Here is a 23,799-nt window from a genome sequence, read left to right as displayed (position 1 = left end):
TCTTACATTATAGTATAACTTTTACCATATTTCTACAATTATCTTCACTTAATTGTGAACAATTTACTACATATTCTCAAACATACCAAACATTGGTATAACGATTGCCATTACAATACTTCCGACCATCACGGTTAATATAATAATCATCAATGGTTCAATTAATGTCTTGATTCGACTTGAAAGCTGGTCCACTTCTTCTTCATAAAAATCGGCAGCTTTTGTTAGCATATGGTCTAATGTACCTGTTTTTTCACCGATTTGTATCATTTGTACAATTAATGCTGGGAATGCCCAGTGGTCTTTCATCGGCTTCGTCAGTGAGTCTCCAACTTCCAATGACTTCCTTGCCCGGGTTAGTGCATTCTCTATCACCCTATTTCCGACAACCTTTTCGGTAATTTCCACCGATTGCAAAATAGGTACAGAACTATTGACAAGCGTGCTTAATGTTTGGGTCATCCTTACCAATGCGCCTTTATGAACGAGTACCCCGAGAAAAGGAAATTTCATTTTGATCAGATCCATTCGATAGTTTACCGCATCATATTGAATCAGATAGTTGTATAAAACGACGAAGAGCGCAATGACAAATAGCAGCATCCACCAGTACTTCCCTGCAAAATCACTTAGGTTGATGACGAACTGTGTATACGCTGGAATTTCCTCACCCATGGAGCTGAACATGCCAACAAACTGCGGTACGATAAAAACAAGCAGAAAAATACTCAAAATAACTGTAATCACTCCTACCACACTTGGATAAAGCAGTGCTGAAATTACCCTTTGTTTGTTCCGGTATTGCTTTTCATAGTAATCTGCCATTTCATTCAGGATTTCATCCAATTTTCCACTTACCTCACCGGCAAGAATCATATTCACGAGCAGTTCTGGGAAAATCTTTGGGTGCCGCTCGCATGCTTTGGATAGAGGCTGACCTTGGTCAAGTTGTTTATCTATATCTACCAGAGCGTTTTTTAATGCGTAATTGTTGGTCTGCACCATCATCGTTTTGGTCGCATCTGAAATCGAGATCCCCGCATGTATCAATGTAGAATATTGCCTGAGAAAAATAACGAAATCTTTATTCTTCACTCTGTTTTGTAAAATAATATCTTTATTCCAAGGCCTTGTTTCGTCTATTTTAAAAATAATTAATCCATCTCTTTCAAGCTGTGAGAGCGCAATGTTTTTCGTATCTGCTTCGATCTTCCCTTTAATCTTCTGACCCGATATTCTCCGCCCACTATATTGAAAATTCATCCTTTAGAAGCTCCCTCCCGCATAAACGGAGCAGCAGTTTCAAAGTCAATTTCATTTTCATGAATCAATCGTTTCAAATCCATCTCTAGCGTATGCATCCCCTTGTCCCTAGATGTTTGGAGCACATTTTGAATCTGATGGAGCTTTTCATTACGAATTAAATTTTTAACAGCAGACGAATTGATCAATATTTCCGATGCAACCCGTCGATTCATCTGGTCTTTTGTAACGAGCAACCGTTGAGAAATGACTGCCTGCAAGATGGTTGATAATTGGATTCGTATTTGTCCTTGCTGTTCGGGTGGGAATACATCGATGATGCGCTCAATTGTGGAGACAGCATCGGTGGTATGTAACGTTCCAAAAACTAAATGACCCGTTTCAGCAGCCGTAATGGCTGTAGAAATGGTTTCCAAGTCCCGCATTTCCCCGACCAGAATCACATCAGGATCCTGGCGAAGACTTGCCCGCAGTCCATTCACAAAATTATTCGTGTCAAAACCAACTTCACGTTGGTCAATAATCGATTTATTATGCGTATACATGTACTCTATCGGATCCTCCAAAGTAATGATATGTTTTCGCATGGTTTGATTTATATAATCAATCATGGAAGCCTGGGTCGTGCTCTTTCCACTTCCTGTTGGTCCAGTTACTAGAATCAATCCTTGTGGATAATGCACCATTTCTTTTGTGATCAATGGCAATTTTAATTGCTCGATGGACGGAATTTCAGCTGGTATAATTCGAACTGCAAAGGATAATTCCCCGCGCTGATAGAAGGTGTTCATCCGGAATCGGGATACACCATGAATCCCATAGGAAAAATCCAGTTCACGCTTCACACGGAGTGTCTCCAATTGTTCTTCAGATAAAATTAATCGGACTATTTGTCTTGTATCAGCTGGTACGAGTTTTGGTAAATCCTGTTCGACCAAGTTTCCGTTTATCCGGAATATTGGTGCTTTTCCAACGGTTAAATGTACATCCGACGCTTTCTTTTCATACGCTTCTATTAACCATTTTTCAAATTTTCTCTTCATCTCTATTCACCCTATACATTAATGGATACTTGCATAATTTCATCGATTGTTGTCAATCCTGATTTCACTTTTTCCAAGCCATCTTGAATAAGGAAAGCCATCCCTTGTTCTTTCGCATAATTACGAAGATCGCCAGTCGATTTATGGTTCAACAACATACTTTTCATCATTTCATCGAGTACGAGGACTTCATGTATTGCAATTCTCCCTCGATAACCCGTATGGTGACATACACTGCAGCCCCCACCATGAAAAACATGATCTACTTCTACGCCGTTTTTGGAAAATATCTCTTTTTCCATTTCAGTCATGTTCCGTTCTGTACGACAGTCACGACAAATTTTACGTACTAAACGTTGGGCAACAACACCGGATAAAGAGGAAACAACTAGATATGGTTCGATTCCCATGTCGATGAGTCTTGGAATGGATTCTATTGCACTGTTCGTATGCAATGTACTGAATACTAAATGACCTGTTAGAGACGAGCGTATTGCAATTTCTGCCGTATCCTGGTCACGAATTTCTCCAACCATAATTATATTTGGATCCTGTCTTAAAATGGAACGAAGACCTTCAGCAAAGGTTAAACCGATTTTACTGTTTACTTGTACCTGGTTGATCCCTTCCATCTGATATTCTACTGGATCCTCCACCGTTATAATATTTACATTCTCAGAATTCAACCGATTTACAGAAGCATATAGTGTGGAGGTTTTTCCAGATCCTGTTGGGCCAGTCAACAGGACAAGTCCGGAAGGCTGTTTGATTAGATCACTGTATTTTTTTCGATTTTCTTCTGAAAAACTAAGTTCTGTTAAATCCATCATGGCATTATTCAAATCAAGAATACGGATTACTATCTTTTCTCCATGAACTGTAGGTAAACAAGAAATCCTTAAATCGACTGGCGTGTTACCAACTAACATTTTTATGCGTCCATCCTGTGGCAATCGCGTTTGGGTAATATTCATGTCTGCCAATATTTTTATCCTGGCAACGAGCGAATTTTGCATCTGTTTCGGAACCATTTTCTCTGTTTGCAAACGTCCATCAATTCGATAGCGGATATGAACATTTGCAACGTGCGGATCAATATGTATATCACTTGCCTTTAATTGAACCCCCGTATTTAGGAGCTGATCCAGCAAACGGATTACTGGTGCCTCTTCTCCTTCATTCGAATCCATCATCATATCGGAATCATTTTTAAAATAGTGCTTATTAATCGCAAATAATATATCGTCTTTTGCAGCGATTACCGGTGAAATCGTAAATCCTGTCCCAATTTCCAAATCATCAATGACAAAATAATCCATTGGGTCACGCATGGCAATTGTTAGTGTGTTGTCCTGTAACTTCAATGGCATAATGATATTCTCTTGAGCAGCTTCCTTTGTCACGAAACTGAGCACATTTTCTTCAATTGGATAGCGATATAACGACACATGCGGAATTCCCAATTGAAACTCGAGAACTTCAATGAGCTGTTGTTCGGTTATAAAACCATGTTCAAGTAAAGCATCTCCCATTTTTTGATCATCTTTTTTATTTTCAAGTGCTTCTATTATCTGTTCTTCGGAAACAAGACCCGCTTCCTGGAGCAGATCTCCAAGACGTTTTCGTTTCATCATTCAGGTTCCTCGCTTTCATCTTGTTCAGAAGTATTTATGATGATGGTTCCGTTAGATGTTGCTTCAGCATCAGGAACAACACCGACACTCTTAAAATGAATACTTTTCTCATCATCGTTATAGCTTTCAACCGTGATTTCATAAGTTCTATACTCATCAACATGAACCGGTTGCTCTATACCATTTAATAAATCATCTATAAATACCTGCACAACATTAGTAAAATCAGCATTATCACGATGCTCGTTAATTTCCTCCTCTAGAAGATGTTGATTTATTTCAACTAGTCTCTGAAAATATGTCACACCCATCTCGGCAATAAGCTGAGCATCTATTTGTTTTTCCATCGAAGTTACCTGTTTGGTTGTATTTGTTACTACAGTAAACAAGCCCAATATAAACACAAAAAATAAAGTAATAATCATTACCGTGAGTACTAATGCTGCACCTTTTTCATTTCTATATGTATTCATTCTAAATCACCTGAAATATATGTATACGATTCACTAACTAGTTTCCCTGATTCAGTAAGTATGTTTATCTTTGTACGATATAAATCCAGATTTTGCTCTTCGCAAGTATTTAACATTGATTTGTAATTGATCCCATTTAACGCATATTCTTTATAAAAGATATCTTCTCCTTGATACGTATCACATTGTTGAATATTATCGAAGAACGCATGTACATCTAAATTTTTAACTTCACTGCTTACTTGAGGCAATAGATTACTAGCCACCAATTCATCATCCGTTGTCTGTGTCCAACTCATTATTTGCGGAAAAAATGGTAATAATGTCCCAATTACCATTACTAAAAGCGCAATAGATGCTATAATTTCAATAAGGGTGAACCCTTTGCTGTTACGCATTTTAAATTTATTATACAAAGAAGTTCACTCCTCAACCGTGACTTTTCTACTATTATACCATTTAATGGGATGTGAAAAAATGAAATTTCGACAATTTACGAACGATAAAGGAATGACATTGGTAGAGTTGCTGGCTGCACTTAGTTTATTTGCTGTGGTAATTGCTCTTTCTTCGACGGTTATTATTCAAATGGTGAGTGGGGAAAATACCACTAGCAATGATATTTCATTGAAGCGGGAAACAAATACAGTGATTAATGAATTAAGAAAGAAGCACCAAGAACCGGAAGATACCAATCCACTATGTATTACAGAGGATAAAATACGTTATAGTTTTAGTGAAATTAACAATGGAACAATAAATGCTAATGGCTGTCTTGAATATACAGAGGAGCCTTTATCCTTTGTATTAACTTCCACAAAAAATTCAGGTGAAAGTTTTGAAGTGAAGACGACTTTGGAAAATAAAACAGCTATAAATTTAAATATTACAAAAAAGGATGTAAATCCGGAAGAGTTTCCACCAGGAGATGTTACTAGCAGTTGTGACTTTTATGAAAATGTTAAGTTTGAGCAAAATGTTAGGTTAAAAAATAAAGATAAAGAACCATGTTTTAATGACTATAATTTCTATGAGAATGTAGCATTCCTGGATGGTTTTACAATCCATAATAAGGTTTATATTACTGCTCATAAAGATTTTTATTTAAAAGGGGATATTAAATTTAGTGGAAGCAAAGGAACCCTATGTATAAATGGAAATGCCTCCTTTGAAAATAGACCAGATAATTTAACCATAGTAAATGAATGCCCCTTACCAAATAATGATAACTCTCAACATATTTATATAGTTGAAAAAGATTAAATAAGCTCGTAAGCTATTTCCAGCTTACGAGCTTATTTTTATAACTCCATCGCTTCCCCTATCTCCATCACTCTACCCTCACCAGTCTTAACCTTACCTGCCCATGCTTTCGGGTCCTGGTCAATCATTGGGAACGTATTATAGTGAACGGGAACAGATACTTTTGCATTTATCCAATCAGCTGCAACTAGCGCATCCTCAGGTCCCATGGTGAAATTATCGCCAATTGGAATAAAGGCTACTTCAATATCATTCATTTCACCATACATTTTCAAATCGCTAAATAATGCCGTATCCCCGACATGATAGATGGTTTTCCCTTCCACAGTTAGTAGAATCCCACCTGGCATACCACCATAGATTACCGCTCCATTATCTTCTGTATATGCCGAACCATGAAAGGCTTGTGTAAACTTTACGGTACCGAAATCAAATTCATGTGAGCCACCAATATGCATTGGATGTGTTACCAATCCTTTGCCTCCCAAGTAAACAGCAAGTTCATTAGGGGCGACGACCAATGCATTATTTCTTTTTGCAATTTCGAATGTATCACCTACATGATCATTATGTGCGTGTGTCAGTAAGATGACATCTGCTTTCACTGTGTCAGCATCAAGGTCACATGCTTCATTTCCTGAAATAAATGGATCAATTAAAATAGTGTGACTATCTGTAACGACCTTTACAACCGAATGTCCATGATAAGATATTTTCACGCTAACCTCTCCCTTTATAAAGTATTCACTCTATCTATTCGACAAAGCATATATTATACCTCTACCCTTTTGGAAGATTTTCTAAAAGTAATAAAGAAAATGGTTAATAATTTTGCCAGGACTTTTCATAAAGTTGAATTAAATGGGGATCAATTAACGTGTTGGGTTTCAACTCTAGCTTATCACCATTTGCTTTCTCTACTTGCTTATCTTCATCCTTCCCAAAACTTGCTAACCCAGAGAGTAATTCATTTGTTAAAAATCGGGTCGGTACGGTTATATCAATCTCATCCAAGTCAATTGGATCACGGCTTGCTAGCACAAAGCCCCAATTTCCGAAACTCGGAACGTCCACATGCAAATTCTCCGTATTCAATCCGGTTGATTCTACCGTTTCAGCTATGGTCCAATATACTTCCGTTGCAAATACTGGACTCGTAGCCTGAATCATTATTGCACCACCAGGAACGGAGTGATTCCTTACTAAAGAATAGAATTCTTTTGTATAGAGCTTGTTTAAACTCTCATTATTCGGATCAGGCAAATCAACTATAATCACATCAAACCATTCATCTGTTTCCTTTAAAAATTCAAAAGCATCGAGGTTTTTTACTTCCACTTTTTCATTTTTCAAGACACCTTCATTCAGTTTCAATAATTCCTTGTTTGTATTGGCTAATTCCACAACTGCTGGATCTAGATCAACCAATGTTATTTTCTCAACATCCTCATACTTAAGCACTTCTTTTGCTGCAATTCCATCGCCACCTCCGAGAATCAATACATTTTCATGACCTTCTGCATGCGACATGGTTGGATGAACAAGTACTTCATGATAACGATATTCGTCCGTTGAACTAAATTGTAACGACCCATCCAAATAAAGTCGTATGTCCTCTTCTGCTTCATCCTGTGTTAAAATAATTTTTTGATAACTGCTTTCCTCCAAATGCATTATTGGATCTTTATACATTTTCTGTTCAAAACTAAATGCAGTCGCTTCCCCGAAAAACAGACCAATGAGCAATACAATAAAAATACTTAGACCAATAACAGCATGAACCATAAAATTGCGGATTTCTTTACGGAATAACCATAGAACAATCAAAGCTACCGTAACATTTATACATCCGACTAAAAATGCTGATTTCACCATCCCTAACTGTGGGCGAAGGAAAAATGCAAACATTAATCCGCCGATTAAACCACCGGCATAATCGGAAAATAAAACACGCGCCGTGCTTCTATTTAACTCTACTCCGATTTCATTTGCCTTGCGAATCAAGATCGGCAATTCAAAACCAGTTAAAGCACCAACTAAAATGGTGATTGAATACAAGAACAATGCATCTGTTCCTGATGGTGCGAAGGCTGTAATACCAAACATCGTAAAGCTGGAAAAGCCTCCAATAATGGCAACTCCAAATTCAATCCAGACAAAAGCAAGGATTAAATGCTTCATTACCTTTTCACTGAGACTAGCACCAATTCCCATCCCCGTTAAGAATAAGGAAATGGTTAGTGTATACTGTGTAATGCCATCCCCCAATATGTATGAACCCAATGCACCAAACAAAACTTCAAAGATAATTCCGCATATCGATACTATTCCGGACGACCAATAAATTATATTACTTTTTCTTTTCGCTGCATCATTCATTTTCTACCACTCCGTTTATAAACATCCAAAAAAATAAAGGCGGCCGAGACATAGGCTCAGGCCGCTCCACTCTAATTATGTAATTGATGCACCAATTACAAATGCTAATCCAATCGATACACTCATGGACACAATTGCCACTGCAACATTATTATTTTTTAACTGCTCTTCCACAGAAAATTTTCTTGTAAATAAATCAAATAACAAATAAGCAATCATTTGTAAGACAACCCCAAATGCACCCCATATTAACGTTTCATAAATATAGGAACTGTTATAAATTGCAAATGCAAGTATGATACATATACCGATGATTTTTCCTGCAATCGACAATGCTACTGCCGTATTTCCTTTTTCAACTTCTTCCATATCTTTATATTTTCGGGTTAAATTTTCAAAAATAAACAAACCAATTAAAACGATTACTACTGAAATTAAAAAATACGCGATTGTTGCTATAAATGGTTCCATTTAATCATCCTCCTTTATTTTCCTGTCCCCGGGCCACCACCACGAAAGGTTGTATTACCACGAGTACCTGTACTTGAAGCCGATTGTTTACCTGTATATCCACCATAACAATCCCCTGTTTGGCAGGCTTTTGTTCTATTACTGCTCCAATTATTTCCAAGTAAACTATCCAGCATCCGTATGGTAAAGTATGTACTTAAAAAACTTGGTGAATAATTTCTTTTCACAAATGCTTCACTTGCCACTTCGATTAATAATACATCGGCATCATCTACACTTGGTTTTAATGTCACAAAATAATCCGGATAAATAAAGACTTGCTGGTTATCTACCACTTCACTTGTTTCATCTGGTTCAGCCACGGAGCTAATTGTCGTAGCAAGTTCTTCAAGCTTGAACTCGGTTGTTGCGTATATTTCGGACGTCGTACCTGAATCATCTGAAACCGTATCCATTAATGGAAAATTAGCTGCTATAAGTGCATCAATCTGCTTACTAGGACTTTGCTTGATGGATGAAATAATATCGTCTTTTGCCGGTTCAGGTGGAACATCTTCTGCTGTAATCGTTATTTCTTGACTCATACCTCTATTTGCACCGTTCGAAAAAGGGGAAGAACATGCGCTTAATACAAGTATAGTAAATAGTAATACAATAAATGCAATCCATTTTTTTTGCAACTGGATCCCCCTCTCAATACATAAGGAGCAGTGATGACTGCTCCTTATTCTAATTATCATTTCTACTATTTGCCCATTTTTTCTTTTAATTTAGCTAATTCATCATCTACATCACTATTTCCCAAATCTTCAAATTCATCGTCTAATGTACGACTTGCTTGTGAAAGGTCATCACTTGTCTCTGCTTCTGCTTCAAACTGCATGACTTTTTCTTCCATACGATCGAATCCTTGCTTGGAAGCATCATTTCCAATGGAAGACATGGTGCGATTCATCTTTGTTCTTGTTTTTGCTGATTCTGCACGTGCTTTCAATGAATCCTTTTTCAAATTCATTTCTTGATATTCTTTTTTCATTTCATCCAATTTCGTACGGAGCATATCTGCATCGCTTTTCGCACGTTCCCATGATTCATTTAAAGCAGTTGCTGTAGTATCATGAGCCTTCTTATCTTCCAAAGCACGTCTAGCTAAATCATCATTCCCAGCTTCAATAGCCTGCTCTGCTTGTTTCTGTCTTTTATCAACTAATGCAAGTGCATCATTTGCTTTACGTTTCAACATTTTCTCATTAGCAATTTGTTTTGCGACGGATGCTTCCACATCACGAATATCATCAGCCATATCACGCATATACTGATCCAGTAATTTCACCGGGTCTTCTGCTTTATCAAGCATCGAATTTAATTCTGAGCTCACTACTGTTTTTACGCGTCCAAAAAATTTAAACATATTATCTCCTCCTAATAATTTCTTGTTTCTTTAAATAGATCCTGCTAAAATTTTAATCTCATATGCTTCAATTGAATACCCAATACTTGCTTCAACCTCTGTTCCCCACGATTCAAGACTGATAAAATTCTGTTCGCCGTCATCCGCATATTCAGCGTAATGACTTTCCGTACCATTAACGTTCGCATTTCTGCCTTCCCCTTGAATCCTTGCTGTACCTTTTTCTTCCAGATAGTAGGTCTTATTTTCGTAGGCCACTTGTTTCGGATATGGTGTGGAGACCTGCATTTGAATCTTCTTATAGATTCCGAGCTCAAGCTCATCATCCATTTCAGCTGACAGCCAGACAGTATCATTTCCTTCTAACAGTTGATATCCAAACCATTCGTATCCGCCATCCCGATAAGTGATTTTCCCGACCACTTCGAAATCTCTTAGATCATATGTGATGATATCACCGATCTTTATAGATAAGGCCGTTCGTTCTTTTGGTTCTGGCTTATGTTTATCTTTTTTTGAAAAAATATTAGAAAACAGACCCATGTTTTCACCTCGCATGTCATTCGATTTCTTTGTTCCTTAAGTAATACGTACCATTTTGGTAAAAGGTTTCAGATAAACAAAATATTTCTTGAAAGGTGAAAAAATATTTCCCTCTGATATACTTATTATAGTATAAATGGAAGAGGTGAACATGTATGAACTCTCGTTTGGAGAATTTATTTGCAGAATTGAAGAAGAATAATTTGGATAGTGCGCTTATTACATCCAAATCTAATTTCTATTACTTAAGCAATTATTATACCGATCCACATGAACGTGTCATCGGTGTTTACGTCAGTAACAATTTAGATCCAGTACTTATCGTTCCAAAAATGGAAGTAGAAGATGCAATAGCTGCTGGCTGGGCGGATGACATCATCAGCTATTATGACCATGAGGATCCATGGCAGTTATTTCTCGACTATTTAAAGAAAAATAATAGGCTTCCCAAAAGCATTGCCTTAGAGCACGATCATATCACATTGGAACGTTTTGAAGCAATTAAACGGATATTACCGAACACAACGATTTTTGATGCAAAAGATATTCTCGCCAATTTACGAGTTGTGAAAGATAAGAAAGAATATACGTTATTAAAACAGGCAGCTAATTTGGCTGACTTTGGAGTGGAGACTGGGTTAAACGCAATTGCTGAAGGTGTAAGTGAACTTGAATTGATTGCTAAAATAGAATATGAACTAAAAAAACAGGGTGTGCAGGAGATGTCATTTAATACGATGGCATTGACAGGGTTAAAAACAGCTTCCCCACATGGTACACCTTCCAATTCGAAAATTTCCCCAGGCGATCTCGTTCTCTTTGACCTCGGTGTTATATTCGAAGGCTATTGTTCCGACATTACAAGAACGTTCGCATTTCAATCGATTACCGATAAGCAAAAAACAATATATAACACGGTACTTGCTGCTGAGTTGAATGCGATTGAAGTATCTAAGTTGAATACTTCCGTTGGTAAAGTGGATCAGGCTGCACGTCAAATCATCCAAAAAGCAGGTTATGGTGACTATTTCACCCATCGTGTCGGGCATGGATTGGGAATTGAAACACATGAATATCCCTCTATGCACAGCAATAATGATTTACCCTTAAAAACAGGGATGTGCTTTACCATTGAACCCGGAATCTATGTACCTGATACAGGTGGCGTACGTATTGAAGATATGATTTTTATGACGGATCAAGGTCCAGAAGTTTTAACCGCCCACCCTAAAAGCTTACAAATTGTAGGATAGCAAAAGAAGAGCATTGTGGTGCTCTTCTTTTTGGTAGGACCTATTTTTGCAATAAAACATGTGCATCATCAAATTCCAAATCATGTGCTTCTGCTACTGCTTGATACGTAACATAGCCATCCAATGTATTAATCCCTTTAAGCAAGGCTTCATTTTCAAGACATGCTCGTTTGTATCCCTTGTTGGCAAGCTGCAATGCATAGGGTACGGTAACATTTGTAAGTCCAATTGTAGACGTACGTGGAACAGCACCAGGCATATTTGCGACAGTATAATGAAGTACACCATGTTTTGTAAATGTTGGTTGATCATGGGTTGTAATACGATCACTCGTTTCAAAGTTCCCACCTTGATCAATCGCAACATCTACGATGACAGACCCCTCGGACATAAGCTTGACCGTTTCTTCTGCTACAAGTTTAGGCGCCCTCGCACCAGGAATCAGAACAGAACCAACCACAAGATCGGACTCTTGAACCGCCTCCTGGATATTCAATGAATTGGAAATCAATGTATTTATCGATGTCCCGAAAATATCATCTAGTTGACGCAAGCGTTCCGGGTTCAAATCGATAATGGTAACATCTGCACCTAATCCGATAGCGACTTTAGCAGCGTTTGTTCCAACTACACCGCCACCAATAATGGTAACTTTCCCTCGTTTAACTCCTGGAATTCCGGAAAGAATAATTCCCTTTCCACCTTTAGGCTTTTCAAGGAATTGTGCACCAATCTGTGTAGCCATTCTCCCTGCAACTTCACTCATAGGAGTCAATAACGGCAAGGAGCGATTTGGTAGTTGAACGGTTTCATAAGCAATTCCAACAACTTTTTTATCAATTAATGCCTTTGTCACTTCCGGTTCATTTGCTAAATGCAAATAGGTGAACAAGATCTGCCCTTCATAGAAGTAATCAAATTCTTCTTGCAAGGGCTCTTTAACTTTAATCACCATTTCCTGTGACCATGCTTCTCTTGCACTATTTACTATTACAGCACCTGCAGCAACATATTGTTCGTCGGTAAAACTGGATCCAACACCCGCTTCTGTTTCCACAAAAACATCATGTCCCGCATTTTTCAATGTGAGTATTCCGGATGGTGCCATTGCAACCCTGTTTTCATTGTTCATGATTTCTTTAGGTATACCTATTCTCATCTCCATACCCCTTTCAGAACCTAAGTATGTATTCCGAATATATCCAACATAGCACTAATTCAATTGTATCAGATGGATTTATAAAAATCACGATTATTAAACAAAAGCGCAAGCGTCCGTTTAGGGACGTACGGACTGGACTGAGGCGTAGGAGATAAAGGAAACACGACGAACGGAGAGAGTCGATGTTGACTTATCGTACGGAGGTGAAGGAAGTCTCGCTAGTCCCTGGGCGCTGGAGCTGGACGTGGCCGTTTATGTGTAAGAGTTAATTACTGCTAAAAAGATTTATACTTTTCTATTTTAACAAAGGAAGACAGAATGAAAACTATCTTCCTTTGTTACTTCTAGTAATGAGGATTAATTTTTACGATTATTGAAGGTATAGATGTTTTTGTTATTATGCAGTTGTTCAACGACACCACTTTGGTAGCTCTCATTTAATTGATTTCGAACGGCATCTACACCTTTATCGTCTTCATAAAAACTGCGCTTCTTACCTTCTTTTTTAGACAACATCATCACCTCCGTACCTGTAGTATGCCCGGCTTTCTGTAACAATGTTGTAACTAATATTACCAAAAATTGATTGTAGCGCTTTCATAAAGGGTATATAATTATTATGAAAGGGGAGATTTATAATGGAATATAAAAATATTGTTGTTGCTGTGGACGGCTCTGAAGCTGCTGAAAAGGCTTTTCAAAAATCCTTGGACATCGCAAAAAGAAATCATGCACGTCTTATCCTTGCTCACGTAGTTGACTCTCGCACCTTTGCAACAGCGGAAGCATATGACCGTACATTGTCCGAAAGAGCGGAAGAGTATGCAAAAGAATTACTTTATTCTTATGTGGAGAATGCTAAAACAGCTGGAGTGAACGATCTCCTAAGATGTATTGAATATGGTTCCCCTAAAGTAAAGATAGCAAAAGATATTGCCGGAAATTTTAAAGCAGACTTAATTATTTGTGGAGCTACGGGGATGAATGCCGTCGAGCGCTTTCTAATTGGTAGTGTCTCTGAAAGTATCACAAGATATGCATCATGTGACGTACTTGTCGTACGATAAGAACAAAAGCGCAAGCGCCCGGATAGCGACGTATGGACTAGACTGAGCCGCAGGAGATAAAGGAAACACGGTGAGCGTATGCGAATCGATGTTGACTTATCGTACGGAGGTGAGGGAAGTCCAATAGTCGTTGGGCGCTGGAGCTGGACGTGGCTGTTTCTGTGTATTTACGTTATCCACGCTACCAATTTTATAATTTCCTAAATAATAAAAAGGCTTTGTCATAAATCCTCATGACAAAGCCTTCTCTTCTTATTCTTATTTACTTAAACGCACCGTATCTCTTGCAATCATTACTTCTTCGTTTGTTGGAATAATAATAACTTTAACTGGTGAATGCGGGTAATTAATAAATTGCTCTTTACCACGTACCTCGTTTAACTTCGGATCCCAGTATATTCCCATAAATTCAAGTCCAGTAAGAATTTTTTCTCTAATTGTTGTACTGTTCTCCCCAACGCCAGCTGTAAAGATAATGGCGTCAACACCATTCATTTTCGCAGCGTAGGAACCAATGTATTTATGAATTCTTCCAGCAAATACATCCAAAGCAAGTTCTGCACGAGGATTCGTATCTGTTTTCTCCTCGATATCCCGTAGATCACTGGAAAAACCAGATAATGCAAGCATGCCACTTTCTTTATTTAAAACGTCAATAACTTCATCTGCAGTTTTACCAGTTTTATCCATAATGTACGGAATTAAAGCAGGATCAATATTACCGGAACGAGTCCCCATTGTGACCCCGGCAAGTGGTGTGAATCCCATAGACGTGTCAATGGATTCGCCATCTTTGATCGCAGTAACACTTGCACCATTACCAATATGACAGGATATTAAGCGTAAATTATTTAGTGAAACACCCATTAAATCGGACGCACGTTCAGACACATATTTATGTGATGTACCATGGAAACCATATTTACGAATACCGTATTCTTCATAGTATTCTCTTGGTAAGCTATATAAATAAGAGGATTCCGGCATCGATTGATGAAATGCAGTATCGAATACTGCAACCATAGGAATATTTGGTAGAATCTCTTTAAATGCATGAATACCAGTTAAGTTTGCCGGATTGTGCAATGGTGCTAATTCTGAGGTTTGCTCAATTTTAGCAATCACATCTTCTGTAATCAGAACCGAGTCACTGAAATGTTCCCCACCATGAACGACACGGTGTCCAACGGCATCGATTTCATCAAATGATTGAATAACTCCTGTGGAAGTTAAAGATTCCAAAAGCATTTTAACAGCAACACCGTGGTCGGGAATATCTACTACAGTTTTATCCTTGCTCCCATTCGCTTCGACTGTAAAAATAGAATCATTCATTCCGATTCTTTCCACTAGTCCGATTGCAGCAACGACTTCCTCCGGCATTTTAATCAACTGAAATTTTAAAGATGAACTACCTGCATTAATAGCTAATACGTTACTCATTGATGTCAACTCCTATAGTTATTTACTGTACGTGTCAAACCACGCATTCATTTTTCCGAGAATGTCTGCCATCGCATTGGAATTTTTAAAAGATGGCATTTGGACAAGCAACGGCTGTTTCGGCGTACTTGTATGTTGGCCTTTCTTTTGTAAAATTAAAATACTCTTGGCATTCTTTTCTGATTTAAAAGCAGTTTCAGGTAAACGGATGACCCCTACAATGTGAGCATACTTCTGAATATAGGCATGCAGCTTATCAGATTGGTCACTGTCAAAGAGAAATTCAGGGGCTACAAAAATTAAATATCCTGCCTCTATTGTGTATTTCAAACTTTGCTCGATTAACAGATGATGGGAATAAGAATGACCTGAATCTGCTTTTAATTCAAAATCATTTGCTCGAATATCATCTGGATAATAGCCGACTGGAAGATCAGCTACAATAAGATCTACCGGATCCATCAAAAAGGGACTTAAGCTGTCTTGGTGAAAAAATTCAATTTGTTTTTTCTGCAGATTTGCACTTAATACAGCTAACTGGATCAGGGTTTGATCTACCTCACTTGCAAACGCAGTAACTTCCTGTTTAAGCTGAGCAAGAACCGTTGTTAACAGATTTCCTGTCCCACTTACAGGGTCAAATACCCTTAGGTTTTCTTTATCCTTTGTCAGTTTATCGGATAGATACCCGACGATAAGGCCAACCGTCTCAGGAGTCATTAAATGCTGTTGTTGTGTGGATCCCTTCATTCCTTTTAATATAGCAAGCTGAATGGATTTGCGTATCTCATCTGTACTGTAGGAATGAAAATCTATTGTTGTTAACGTGTTTTCTAGTTTATGCGATAAAATATCGTCCATGTCTTCAGGAACACCCTCATAAAAGAGAATTTCCATCGTGATTGTCAAACTATCCAAATATGTTTCATTTCTATGCTGCCTGATTAACTCTGTCGCTTCATCCAACCAGCCGAATAATGTTTCAACACCTGTCTTTTCCATGAAACAATCCTCCATTCGTTCTTTTCACAACTTTTCTATTGTACCAATCCAATTGGTTTATGTAAAAGGAATAAGAAGAAGGATGACACTTTTTTAAAGGAAATCACTTGGTGAAAGATTGAGCAACCTTTTACTAGGAAAATCTCTCCAAATATAGATGGAGAGATTTCTATTACTTATTCCGCTTCTTTAGCTGCTTTTAATGCTGATTCATAATCTGGGTGGTTTGTTACTTCTGGAAGATATTCAACATATGTTATTTCATTTTTTGAATTAACTACAAAAATGGATCTTGCCAGTAAACGTAATTCCTGCATTAAGACACCATAGTTTTTACCGAAATCGGCATCACGATGATCGGAAAGTGTGTCTACTTTTTCAATTCCATTGGCAGCACACCAACGTTTTTGAGCAAAAGGTAAATCCATGCTTATCGTTAAAACATGTACATTATCCAATTTGTCTGCTTCTTCGTTAAACCTTCTTGTTTGATCAGAACAAACTCCAGTGTCAATAGAAGGTACAACACTAATCAATTTAACTTTTCCATCATAATCACTTAGACGAACCTCTTCTAGTCCATTGGATAGCACTTTGAAATCCGGTGCCTTATCCCCTGCTTTTAATTCGGGCCCAACTAATGTAACCGGTTCTTGTTTGAATGTAACATTTAACATATAAATATATTCCTCCCTTTTTCATACTCTACCTTTATTATGGAGGATTACCACCGCATCTGTCCACCAATAGCAAACGCGTTAATTGTTAAACTTATGTGAAGTTAAGTTCTATAACTTCTTCCCTTTCTTGTACCGTTAAAAACATCTATATATCATATTGGGATGGATTACTTTTTTCTGATTTTTCTTTTTTATCTTCTTTTTTAGTTGAACCGTTTGAGTCTTTTATAATTTGTTGTACCTTTTCAATCACTTGTGGTGCAAAATCAATCATTTTTTCATATAAATGTGTATTTTGATCAAGATGAACCATTTTGATTCCCTGTTCACTAACAATCAGAAATGCTACTGGCGTTATGGAGACACCCCCACCACTACCACCACCAAATGGTAATGTAGCATCGGAATCTCCTTGTGATTGATTGGAATTGAATTCACTTCCACCTGCCGCAAAGCCGAATCCTAGCTTGGATACAGGTATAATAAGGCTGCCATCCGGTGATTTAACTGGATCACCAATAATCGTATTCACTTCCACCATTTTTTGCAGATTCTCCATGGCTGTTGTCATTAATCCTTCAATTGGATGTTCTTCTGTCATGATTTGCCTCCTAGTGTTGTAATTTAATCGGTTTCCTAATTAACTTTATAAGAGCACGTATAGCTTGCCCAATTCGAATCGATACCATGCAATCAAAGTCAGTACGCAGATACCTTTGCTGAAAGTGAGGTTCCACATGAATTTTAGGTTTACACTCTAACTGAACTTTTTCTAAAAAGAAGCCAGTGATTATTCCCTTGATTGTCCATATTCCTCCACTTGCAATTCCTGTGGAAAATGCGTCTCCAGTTCCACCAACTGTTACCCAGCTGTAATGATGCAGCCGAACCTTTTGTAATACTTCTGTGATTCGTTTGTTGGCATCCTTCATTACTTTATAGGAGGTCTTTATTCTCTCCGAAAAAGATTCAAAGTGAATATCTACCATTTCTAATTTTTGTTCACTCCATTCTGCTAAATCATACTTCTTCTTAAAACATCTGATTCGTAATATAAATACGGAGAATGTTACATGCTGATTATTCTGTTCATATGTATACTGGATGGATACAATGATTTTTGAAAGTAACATAATTATTAGAATAATAACTACTAATCCGAAGATAACCAGCAGCATATCGCGTCTCCGCCTTCCACAAATCGTTCTTTTTCATCTATTCTGTAGCAATTTAAAGAATTTTAAACGTTTACATTTCTATGAATGGGATAAATACATTAGAAATGATATGATGAATTAAAGTGGATAGCTGGAGGGTACATATATGTCAAAAAGTAATGAATTGTTCTTTTATTACCATAGAGATGGTGAAACGGATTCGAAAGTAGAGACATTGCATCGTTTAGCGGAAGAAAATGGTTTTCAAATTGTTGATCGCCATGAGGACGCAAGCATCATTGTTAGTATTGGAGGAGACGGTGCATTCCTGCAAGCTGTACGAAAGACCGGATTTCGCCAGGATTGCATTTATACAGGTATTACGCGTGAAGGCCAGTCGGGATTATATTGTGACTTTAATATTGATAATTTTGATGAGATGCTGCACTCCTTACAACATGATGAAATGGAGGTTCGACGATTCCCAGTCATTAAAACAAAAATAAATGACGGTACAGTTTTTTATTGTCTTAATGAAGTTACCGTTCGTTCTACGATTGTTAAAACAATTGTAATTGATGTGAAAATTGATGAACAGCATTTTGAAACGTTTCGCGGTGATGGCTTAATTGTAGCGACTCCTACCGGAAGTACTGGCTATACGAAATCTGCTCGTGGTGCAGTTATTGATCCACTTACTGCCTGCTATCAAGTGTCTGAAATTGCATCTTTGAATAACAATCAATATCGTACACTAGGGTCTTCCTTTATCTTGAATAAAAATAGGCAGCTGATACTAGATATCATCCAAGATGGCAACGACTATCCGATTATTAGTCTTGATAATGAAGCACTGCCGATTCGAAAAGTACAATCCATCGAAGTTTCCATGGATGATACCGTTATTAAAACAGTGAAATTAAAAAACAATACATATTGGGATCGTGTGAAACGAACGTTTTTATAATCGATTGCTATGTCTGCAATAACGTCGATGGCATGCCTATTTAGACAATAATATCCATGGCAGTAAAAGAGCTACCCTTGATAACAAGGATAGCTCCAGCCATATTTTATTTAGTTAGTTATTTACTGAGAACCACCAAACTGTTGTTCAGCCATTGAAACTAGACGCTTCGTAATTTCTCCACCAACAGAACCGTTAGCACGAGAAGTTGTATCAGCACCAAGTTGAACACCAAATTCGGATGCAATTTCAATCTTCATTTGATCTAAAGCTTGTTGTACACCTGGAACTAGCAATTGGTTTGACGAATTGTTATTTGCCATGTTAGTTCACCTCCTTGGTACTTATAGAATGTCACAGTAGGAGGTAAACCATGCAATATTTTAATTGGTATATGTTGTTAGTTTCTCTATATATTTCTAAAATAAATCTGTGAAATATTCTTCGACTTTTTCTTGATCCGTCACTTTAATTGTTTCAATCCCATTAATTGCTTCTTCAATTGAAGCAGTAAAATCGTGTGTCGACTCATAGTAACTTACTTTCTCTCGTTTTGGTTTCGTTTTTGGAGATTTAGGAACGAAAATCGTACAGCAATCCTCGTATGGTAATATCGATGTTTCGTACGTTCCAATTTCCTCAGCGATTTGAATAACTTCCTGTTTGTCCATCGTAACTAACGGACGGATAATTGGATAGTTTGTAACTTCATTGATTGTATGCATACTATCCATTGTCTGACTTGCCACTTGGCCAAGATTCTCCCCTGTTGCTAACGATAGAATCGATTCATTTTCACAGACCCGTTCACTGATTCGAAACATCATACGACGCATAATCGTCATCGCATAGTCTTCAGGCATTTCGCGAAAAATCTCCTGCTGCAAATTTGTAAATGGTACGACGTGAACTTTAATCGCTTTCCCGTATTTTGTCAGTTGTTTCGTCAGATCAAGTACTTTTTGCTTGGCACGCTCACTTGTAAATGGCGGTGAATGGAAATGGATGGCTTCCAGTTGCACACCACGTTTCATAGCGAGGTAACCTGCAACCGGGCTGTCAATTCCACCAGACAGGAGTAAAAGGGATTTTCCAGATGTTCCTACTGGTAAACCACCAAGACCCGGAGCAACACTTGATGTAATATACGTTGCTTCCAATCTAATTTCCACTTTGATTTCCAAGTCAGGTTTGTGGACATCCACTTGGATACCTTCCGTATTTTTGAGCAAATGTCCACCAAGAATTTGATTCAATTCCTGTGAGCGAACAGGGAAGTCTTTTGCTATCCTCTTAACGGATACTTTAAATGTGTTAACTTCTTCATTCTTAGTCAATGCATATAATGCTGCTTCTTTAATTTTTTCCAAATTATTATCCACTTTAATTGCGAGACTAAGGCTATGAATACCAAATACATTTTGCAATTTTTCCATTACAGGATCTGGCTCATGTCCATTTAATAAAATAAACATTCTTCCTTGTGAGCGTTTCACTTTCGCATTTGGAAACTCTTTAATCTTCTGTTGGATATTTTCCTGTAAACGGATGATAAAGGTTTTAATATTTTTTCCTTTTAAAGCCATTTCACCATAACGAATTAATATATGATCATATTGCATATTTATCTACTCCAGTGCTTCTTTAAATTGTTTAATTGCTTTTGCCAATGCTTCAGCGAAAATTTCCATTTCATCCATTGTATTTTCATAGGACATGCTTACACGCAATGCAGAAGTTGATCGGTCACGTCCAAAACCACATGCAGCCAATACTTTACTTTCATCTTTTAGTTTGGAAGAACAGGCGGATTTTGTGGAGATAAAAATATCCTGTTCACCGAGCATATGGATAATGACTTCCGGTTTGATTCCCGGTACAGACATATTAATAATATGTGGTGCTGCATGTTCCGGTGTATTAACCTCTACCCCGTCCATCATTTTTAATTTACGTATCAAGTAGCTTTGCATGTCATATAAATGTTGCTTATCATTTTTTTCACGTTCTTTAATCATGCGTAATGCCTTCACAAATGCTACCGAACCAGCTAGATTTTCAGTTCCTGATCTTCGTGACTGCTCCTGACTTCCACCATGAAATAAGGGAAATAAAGTAATCCGCTTGTTTACATATAACATTCCCGTGCCTTTTAAACCATGAATTTTGTGACCGGAAAACGTACATAAATCGATTCCACTATCCTTTAATTTCAATGGAACCTTACCGAGACTTTGCACTGCATCAACATGGAAAAATAATTTTGGGTGTTTTTTTGCAATTTCCCCTATTTCTTTAATGGGTTGGACGGAACCCGTTTCATTATTAACATGCATAATACTGATTAAAACCGTATCCTTGCGAATCGCGTTTTCTAAATCATTTACTGATACTACACCATTTTGATCGACAGGTAAATAGGTTACCTCAAATCCATGATCTTCCAGACTTTTACATGCCTCATAAATTGAAGGATGCTCAATGTCAGAAGTAATAATATGTTTCCCCCTGCCCTGATGTTCAACCGCAATTCCTTTAATCGCAATATTATTTCCTTCCGTTCCACCAGAAGTAAAAACGATTTCTTGTGGAAACGTTCCTAAGATTTCAGCTGTCTGCTTTTTAGCTGTTAACAGAAGTTTCTCAGCAGTTCCACCTAATTGATGGATAGACGATGGGTTGGCAAAATAGTTACTGGATACTTGCTGAAAGCTCTCAAGGACAGATGGATCTGGTTTAGTTGTTGCACTGTTATCTAAATAAATCATTATAAGGACTCCTCACTTCATCTGAACACAAAAATGTAAGGCTGACCTAAGAACCTGGAAATCAGGTATCTTAATGACAGCCTCCTCATTGACTCATTTATTCATTACGGTTTGGGTTTCTTCAATTCGTTTTAGGGCACCAGCCTCTACCTCTTCTACAGCTTTTGCAGCATGTTCAAGTGAAAGTTCATATTCATATGCTCGGAATAATCGCTCTGCTTCTTGTAGCTTAGCTGCAAGAATTGGATTTTGGCTGCGGTATCTGTTTGCATATTGAATCACTTGTTCAGTCAAATATGCTTGATCGAGCATTAAATCCACTTGCTCTGATGTTTGCTCTATTGAACTTTTAGCTTCTGTTAATGCTTGTTGAACATTCGCCATATCAAGTGGATACTTTTCCAACGTCTTAATAACTTGTTCATTTTTAGTAAGAGCTGTTTCAAAACTGGACCAGATAAAACTTGGTACACCAGGAATATTACTTTTCTTCAAACGTCTGTTCAAATAGGCTAGTTGATTACGCATTTCTGCAAGTTTTTCTCTTGCTTCCAATTCATCTTTACGTAAGTTTTGAATACTTTTCTTAAATTCTTCATGTTTCAATTGCAGATCTTCAATTTTTTGAAAGCCCTCTTCTACTTGTTCACGTAATTCGGAATGAGATTTACCATCTTTCTCCATCTCTTCGGAAAGCTCCTTGAGCTGATCCAGTAATTTGGAGATTGTTTTACCTACGGATAAAAATCTTTCCATGTCATTATTTTCTACATAATATGCCTTTTTTATTTCTTCTACTTCAATTTTCGTCGCATCAAATGTATCGATAAGTTCGTCCAGCGAATTCTCATATTCAGGTATATGTGCTTCTAAATAATTCCTTGCATGTGCCTCTGTTTCAAGCAAGTCATACATTTCTTTCATTCTATCTTCTATTTCAATTATCAATTGTTCGCCATTCGTCATGTCCCCGTTTTCTAATTGTAGAAGTAGTTTCGATAGTTTTTCCTGGTATGTATGAATTTCTTTTTCTAACCCAAGATGATCTACCCGATAACCTTCTTCTTTCATCTCTTTAAGACCAGAAAGCATATTATCGAATTGGGATGGCAAATCCTGTTTGCATTTTTTATACATGGATGGAAATTCGGTAATTTTTTCTTCCATCATTTTAATTTCAATTTTCATATCTGTAATCAGGTTATTCGCTTCCATATAATCTCCAGCCTCTACCAATTCATAGTATGTTGATAGTTGATCTTCCATTTTATCAAGAAAACCGTCAAAATACATATCTGCTTTCCCATACTGATACCTGCTTTGGGAGATCATTTTACGCAGTGCTTTGATTGTTGGCGCAAGTTCTCCAGCTTCTTTTCTGCTTGTCTTTTCAGATTCCAGAAGTTCATCAAGCTCCTGCAGTATAGTTACAATACTCTTTTCAATACCCTGCAATGTTTCTTCTCCCTTATTCAGGATAGACTTCGCTTTGTTTATGCGGAAACGATCGGCAGCTTCTTCTGCATCAAATAGATGCTCTTCTATGTTTGGAAGTTCCATTGCGATAATATGTTCCCAACGTTCTTTCCAGGTTTCGAACTTCACCTGAGTTTCTCCCGAAAGATTTAACGTTTTAATCTTACTGAGCTGCGTGGCAACATCACGCCCCATGATGTCCATTTTCCAGCTCTCCAGACGATCTACCCTGTCGTAAATTCGCTTTCTTAAAATGAGTCCGATAATAATTAGTACGATGACTGCTAAAATTGTTCCGATGATGAAAACCATAAAATGCCTCCCAACCAGTTTCCAAAAAAAGA

Annotated in this window: 26 protein-coding genes; 4 read left to right on the top strand and 22 right to left on the bottom strand. The window is 37.5% G+C overall.

The features are described 5' to 3' along the window. Nucleotides 1-66: 66 nt before the first annotated feature. The 5 genes from ACFOUV_RS01755 to ACFOUV_RS01735 are packed head-to-tail and all read right to left on the bottom strand — an operon-like array spanning nt 67 to nt 4,829. Entirely contained in the window at nt 67-1,263 is a 1,197-nt protein-coding gene (locus ACFOUV_RS01755; protein WP_379495048.1) for a type II secretion system F family protein, read from the bottom strand. Further along, nucleotides 1,260-2,306, bottom strand: a complete 1,047-nt coding sequence (locus ACFOUV_RS01750) for a type IV pilus twitching motility protein PilT (protein WP_379495047.1) — start codon at nt 2,304-2,306, stop codon at nt 1,260-1,262. Before ACFOUV_RS01750 ends, ACFOUV_RS01755 begins: the two co-directional genes overlap by 4 nt. Before the next feature lie 11 nt (nt 2,307-2,317). Continuing rightward, nucleotides 2,318-3,940 (bottom strand): GspE/PulE family protein, encoded by a 1,623-nt coding sequence (locus ACFOUV_RS01745; RefSeq protein WP_379495046.1) that lies wholly within the window; start codon nt 3,938-3,940, stop codon nt 2,318-2,320. Continuing rightward, nucleotides 3,937-4,413 (bottom strand): hypothetical protein, encoded by a 477-nt coding sequence (locus ACFOUV_RS01740; protein ID WP_379495045.1) that lies wholly within the window; start codon nt 4,411-4,413, stop codon nt 3,937-3,939. The genes ACFOUV_RS01745 and ACFOUV_RS01740 overlap by 4 nt, the downstream gene beginning before the upstream one ends. After that, entirely contained in the window at nt 4,410-4,829 is a 420-nt protein-coding gene (locus tag ACFOUV_RS01735) for a type II secretion system protein (protein WP_379495044.1), read from the bottom strand. The genes ACFOUV_RS01740 and ACFOUV_RS01735 overlap by 4 nt, the downstream gene beginning before the upstream one ends. Before the next feature lie 61 nt (nt 4,830-4,890). On the opposite strand from ACFOUV_RS01735, the gene ACFOUV_RS01730 reads away from it, so the two are divergent. After that, complete coding sequence (locus tag ACFOUV_RS01730) at nt 4,891-5,676, top strand: PulJ/GspJ family protein (RefSeq protein WP_379495043.1); 786 nt, start codon at nt 4,891-4,893, stop codon at nt 5,674-5,676. A gap of 38 nt (nt 5,677-5,714) precedes the next feature. On the opposite strand, the gene ACFOUV_RS01725 is transcribed toward ACFOUV_RS01730, so the two are convergent. From ACFOUV_RS01725 to ACFOUV_RS01700, 6 genes are all read right to left on the bottom strand, one after another. Next, complete coding sequence (locus tag ACFOUV_RS01725) at nt 5,715-6,395, bottom strand: metal-dependent hydrolase (protein WP_379495042.1); 681 nt, start codon at nt 6,393-6,395, stop codon at nt 5,715-5,717. A 103-nt stretch (nt 6,396-6,498) separates the two neighbouring features. Beyond that, nucleotides 6,499-8,055, bottom strand: coding sequence for a polyamine aminopropyltransferase (locus tag ACFOUV_RS01720; RefSeq protein WP_379495041.1), 1,557 nt, complete (start codon nt 8,053-8,055; stop codon nt 6,499-6,501). A gap of 75 nt (nt 8,056-8,130) precedes the next feature. Next, nucleotides 8,131-8,526, bottom strand: a complete 396-nt coding sequence (locus ACFOUV_RS01715; protein ID WP_379495040.1) for a DUF350 domain-containing protein — start codon at nt 8,524-8,526, stop codon at nt 8,131-8,133. 14 nt (nt 8,527-8,540) lie between these two features. Next, nucleotides 8,541-9,206, bottom strand: coding sequence for a DUF4247 domain-containing protein (locus tag ACFOUV_RS01710; RefSeq protein ID WP_379495039.1), 666 nt, complete (start codon nt 9,204-9,206; stop codon nt 8,541-8,543). A gap of 65 nt (nt 9,207-9,271) precedes the next feature. Then, entirely contained in the window at nt 9,272-9,937 is a 666-nt protein-coding gene (locus tag ACFOUV_RS01705; protein WP_379495038.1) for a PspA/IM30 family protein, read from the bottom strand. Between the two features lie 30 nt (nt 9,938-9,967). Next, nucleotides 9,968-10,480 carry a DUF4178 domain-containing protein gene (locus ACFOUV_RS01700; protein WP_379495037.1) on the bottom strand — a complete coding sequence of 171 codons (513 nt, stop codon included), beginning with the start codon at nt 10,478-10,480 and terminating at the stop codon, nt 9,968-9,970. 155 nt (nt 10,481-10,635) lie between these two features. Between ACFOUV_RS01700 and ACFOUV_RS01695 the strand changes: the two genes are divergently transcribed. Then, complete coding sequence (locus ACFOUV_RS01695; protein WP_379495036.1) at nt 10,636-11,733, top strand: M24 family metallopeptidase; 1,098 nt, start codon at nt 10,636-10,638, stop codon at nt 11,731-11,733. A 40-nt stretch (nt 11,734-11,773) separates the two neighbouring features. Here ACFOUV_RS01695 and ald read toward each other — a convergent pair whose 3' ends face one another. Next, a complete protein-coding gene (gene ald / locus ACFOUV_RS01690) occupies nt 11,774-12,892 on the bottom strand; it encodes an alanine dehydrogenase (protein ID WP_379495035.1) in 1,119 nt (372 codons plus the stop codon). A 360-nt stretch (nt 12,893-13,252) separates the two neighbouring features. Then, a complete protein-coding gene (locus ACFOUV_RS01685) occupies nt 13,253-13,411 on the bottom strand; it encodes a hypothetical protein (RefSeq protein WP_379495034.1) in 159 nt (52 codons plus the stop codon). Nucleotides 13,412-13,533: 122 nt separating this feature from the next. Between ACFOUV_RS01685 and ACFOUV_RS01680 the strand changes: the two genes are divergently transcribed. After that, nucleotides 13,534-13,962, top strand: coding sequence for a universal stress protein (locus tag ACFOUV_RS01680; protein ID WP_379495033.1), 429 nt, complete (start codon nt 13,534-13,536; stop codon nt 13,960-13,962). A gap of 258 nt (nt 13,963-14,220) precedes the next feature. Here ACFOUV_RS01680 and ACFOUV_RS01675 read toward each other — a convergent pair whose 3' ends face one another. The 5 genes from ACFOUV_RS01675 to ACFOUV_RS01655 all read right to left on the bottom strand — a co-directional run bounded on the left by ACFOUV_RS01675 (nt 14,221) and on the right by ACFOUV_RS01655 (nt 18,265). Continuing rightward, nucleotides 14,221-15,405 carry an acetate kinase gene (locus ACFOUV_RS01675; RefSeq protein WP_379495032.1) on the bottom strand — a complete coding sequence of 395 codons (1,185 nt, stop codon included), beginning with the start codon at nt 15,403-15,405 and terminating at the stop codon, nt 14,221-14,223. An 18-nt stretch (nt 15,406-15,423) separates the two neighbouring features. Then, complete coding sequence (locus ACFOUV_RS01670) at nt 15,424-16,407, bottom strand: class I SAM-dependent methyltransferase (RefSeq protein ID WP_379495031.1); 984 nt, start codon at nt 16,405-16,407, stop codon at nt 15,424-15,426. A gap of 176 nt (nt 16,408-16,583) precedes the next feature. Beyond that, nucleotides 16,584-17,084 carry a thiol peroxidase gene (gene tpx, locus ACFOUV_RS01665; RefSeq protein WP_379495030.1) on the bottom strand — a complete coding sequence of 167 codons (501 nt, stop codon included), beginning with the start codon at nt 17,082-17,084 and terminating at the stop codon, nt 16,584-16,586. Nucleotides 17,085-17,232: 148 nt separating this feature from the next. Further along, nucleotides 17,233-17,688, bottom strand: a complete 456-nt coding sequence (gene ytfJ, locus ACFOUV_RS01660) for a GerW family sporulation protein (RefSeq protein WP_379495029.1) — start codon at nt 17,686-17,688, stop codon at nt 17,233-17,235. A gap of 10 nt (nt 17,689-17,698) precedes the next feature. Further along, nucleotides 17,699-18,265 carry a DUF2953 domain-containing protein gene (locus tag ACFOUV_RS01655; protein ID WP_379495028.1) on the bottom strand — a complete coding sequence of 189 codons (567 nt, stop codon included), beginning with the start codon at nt 18,263-18,265 and terminating at the stop codon, nt 17,699-17,701. Between the two features lie 145 nt (nt 18,266-18,410). On the opposite strand from ACFOUV_RS01655, the gene ACFOUV_RS01650 reads away from it, so the two are divergent. Continuing rightward, nucleotides 18,411-19,211 (top strand): NAD kinase, encoded by an 801-nt coding sequence (locus ACFOUV_RS01650; protein WP_379495027.1) that lies wholly within the window; start codon nt 18,411-18,413, stop codon nt 19,209-19,211. Nucleotides 19,212-19,333: 122 nt separating this feature from the next. Here ACFOUV_RS01650 and ACFOUV_RS01645 read toward each other — a convergent pair whose 3' ends face one another. The 4 genes from ACFOUV_RS01645 to ezrA all read right to left on the bottom strand — a co-directional run bounded on the left by ACFOUV_RS01645 (nt 19,334) and on the right by ezrA (nt 23,767). Next, nucleotides 19,334-19,534, bottom strand: a complete 201-nt coding sequence (locus tag ACFOUV_RS01645; RefSeq protein WP_379495026.1) for a small, acid-soluble spore protein, alpha/beta type — start codon at nt 19,532-19,534, stop codon at nt 19,334-19,336. 96 nt (nt 19,535-19,630) lie between these two features. Continuing rightward, nucleotides 19,631-20,833, bottom strand: coding sequence for a tRNA uracil 4-sulfurtransferase ThiI (gene thiI, locus ACFOUV_RS01640; RefSeq protein WP_379495025.1), 1,203 nt, complete (start codon nt 20,831-20,833; stop codon nt 19,631-19,633). 6 nt (nt 20,834-20,839) lie between these two features. Beyond that, on the bottom strand, nt 20,840-21,979 hold the full coding sequence (locus ACFOUV_RS01635; RefSeq protein ID WP_379495024.1) for a cysteine desulfurase family protein: 1,140 nt from the start codon (nt 21,977-21,979) through the stop codon (nt 20,840-20,842). 93 nt (nt 21,980-22,072) lie between these two features. Next, nucleotides 22,073-23,767: a septation ring formation regulator EzrA gene (gene ezrA, locus ACFOUV_RS01630; protein WP_379495023.1), complete on the bottom strand. Its 1,695-nt coding sequence runs from the start codon at nt 23,765-23,767 to the stop codon at nt 22,073-22,075. Between the last annotated feature and the right edge of the window lie 32 nt (nt 23,768-23,799).

This window comes from Oceanobacillus longus, from assembly GCF_042650085.1.
In the GTDB taxonomy this organism is placed as follows: Bacteria; Bacillota; Bacilli; order Bacillales; family Amphibacillaceae; genus Oceanobacillus; species Oceanobacillus longus.
The sequence above is the reverse complement of the archived record's forward strand: the minus strand, read 5'-3'. Positions and strand labels throughout refer to the sequence as shown.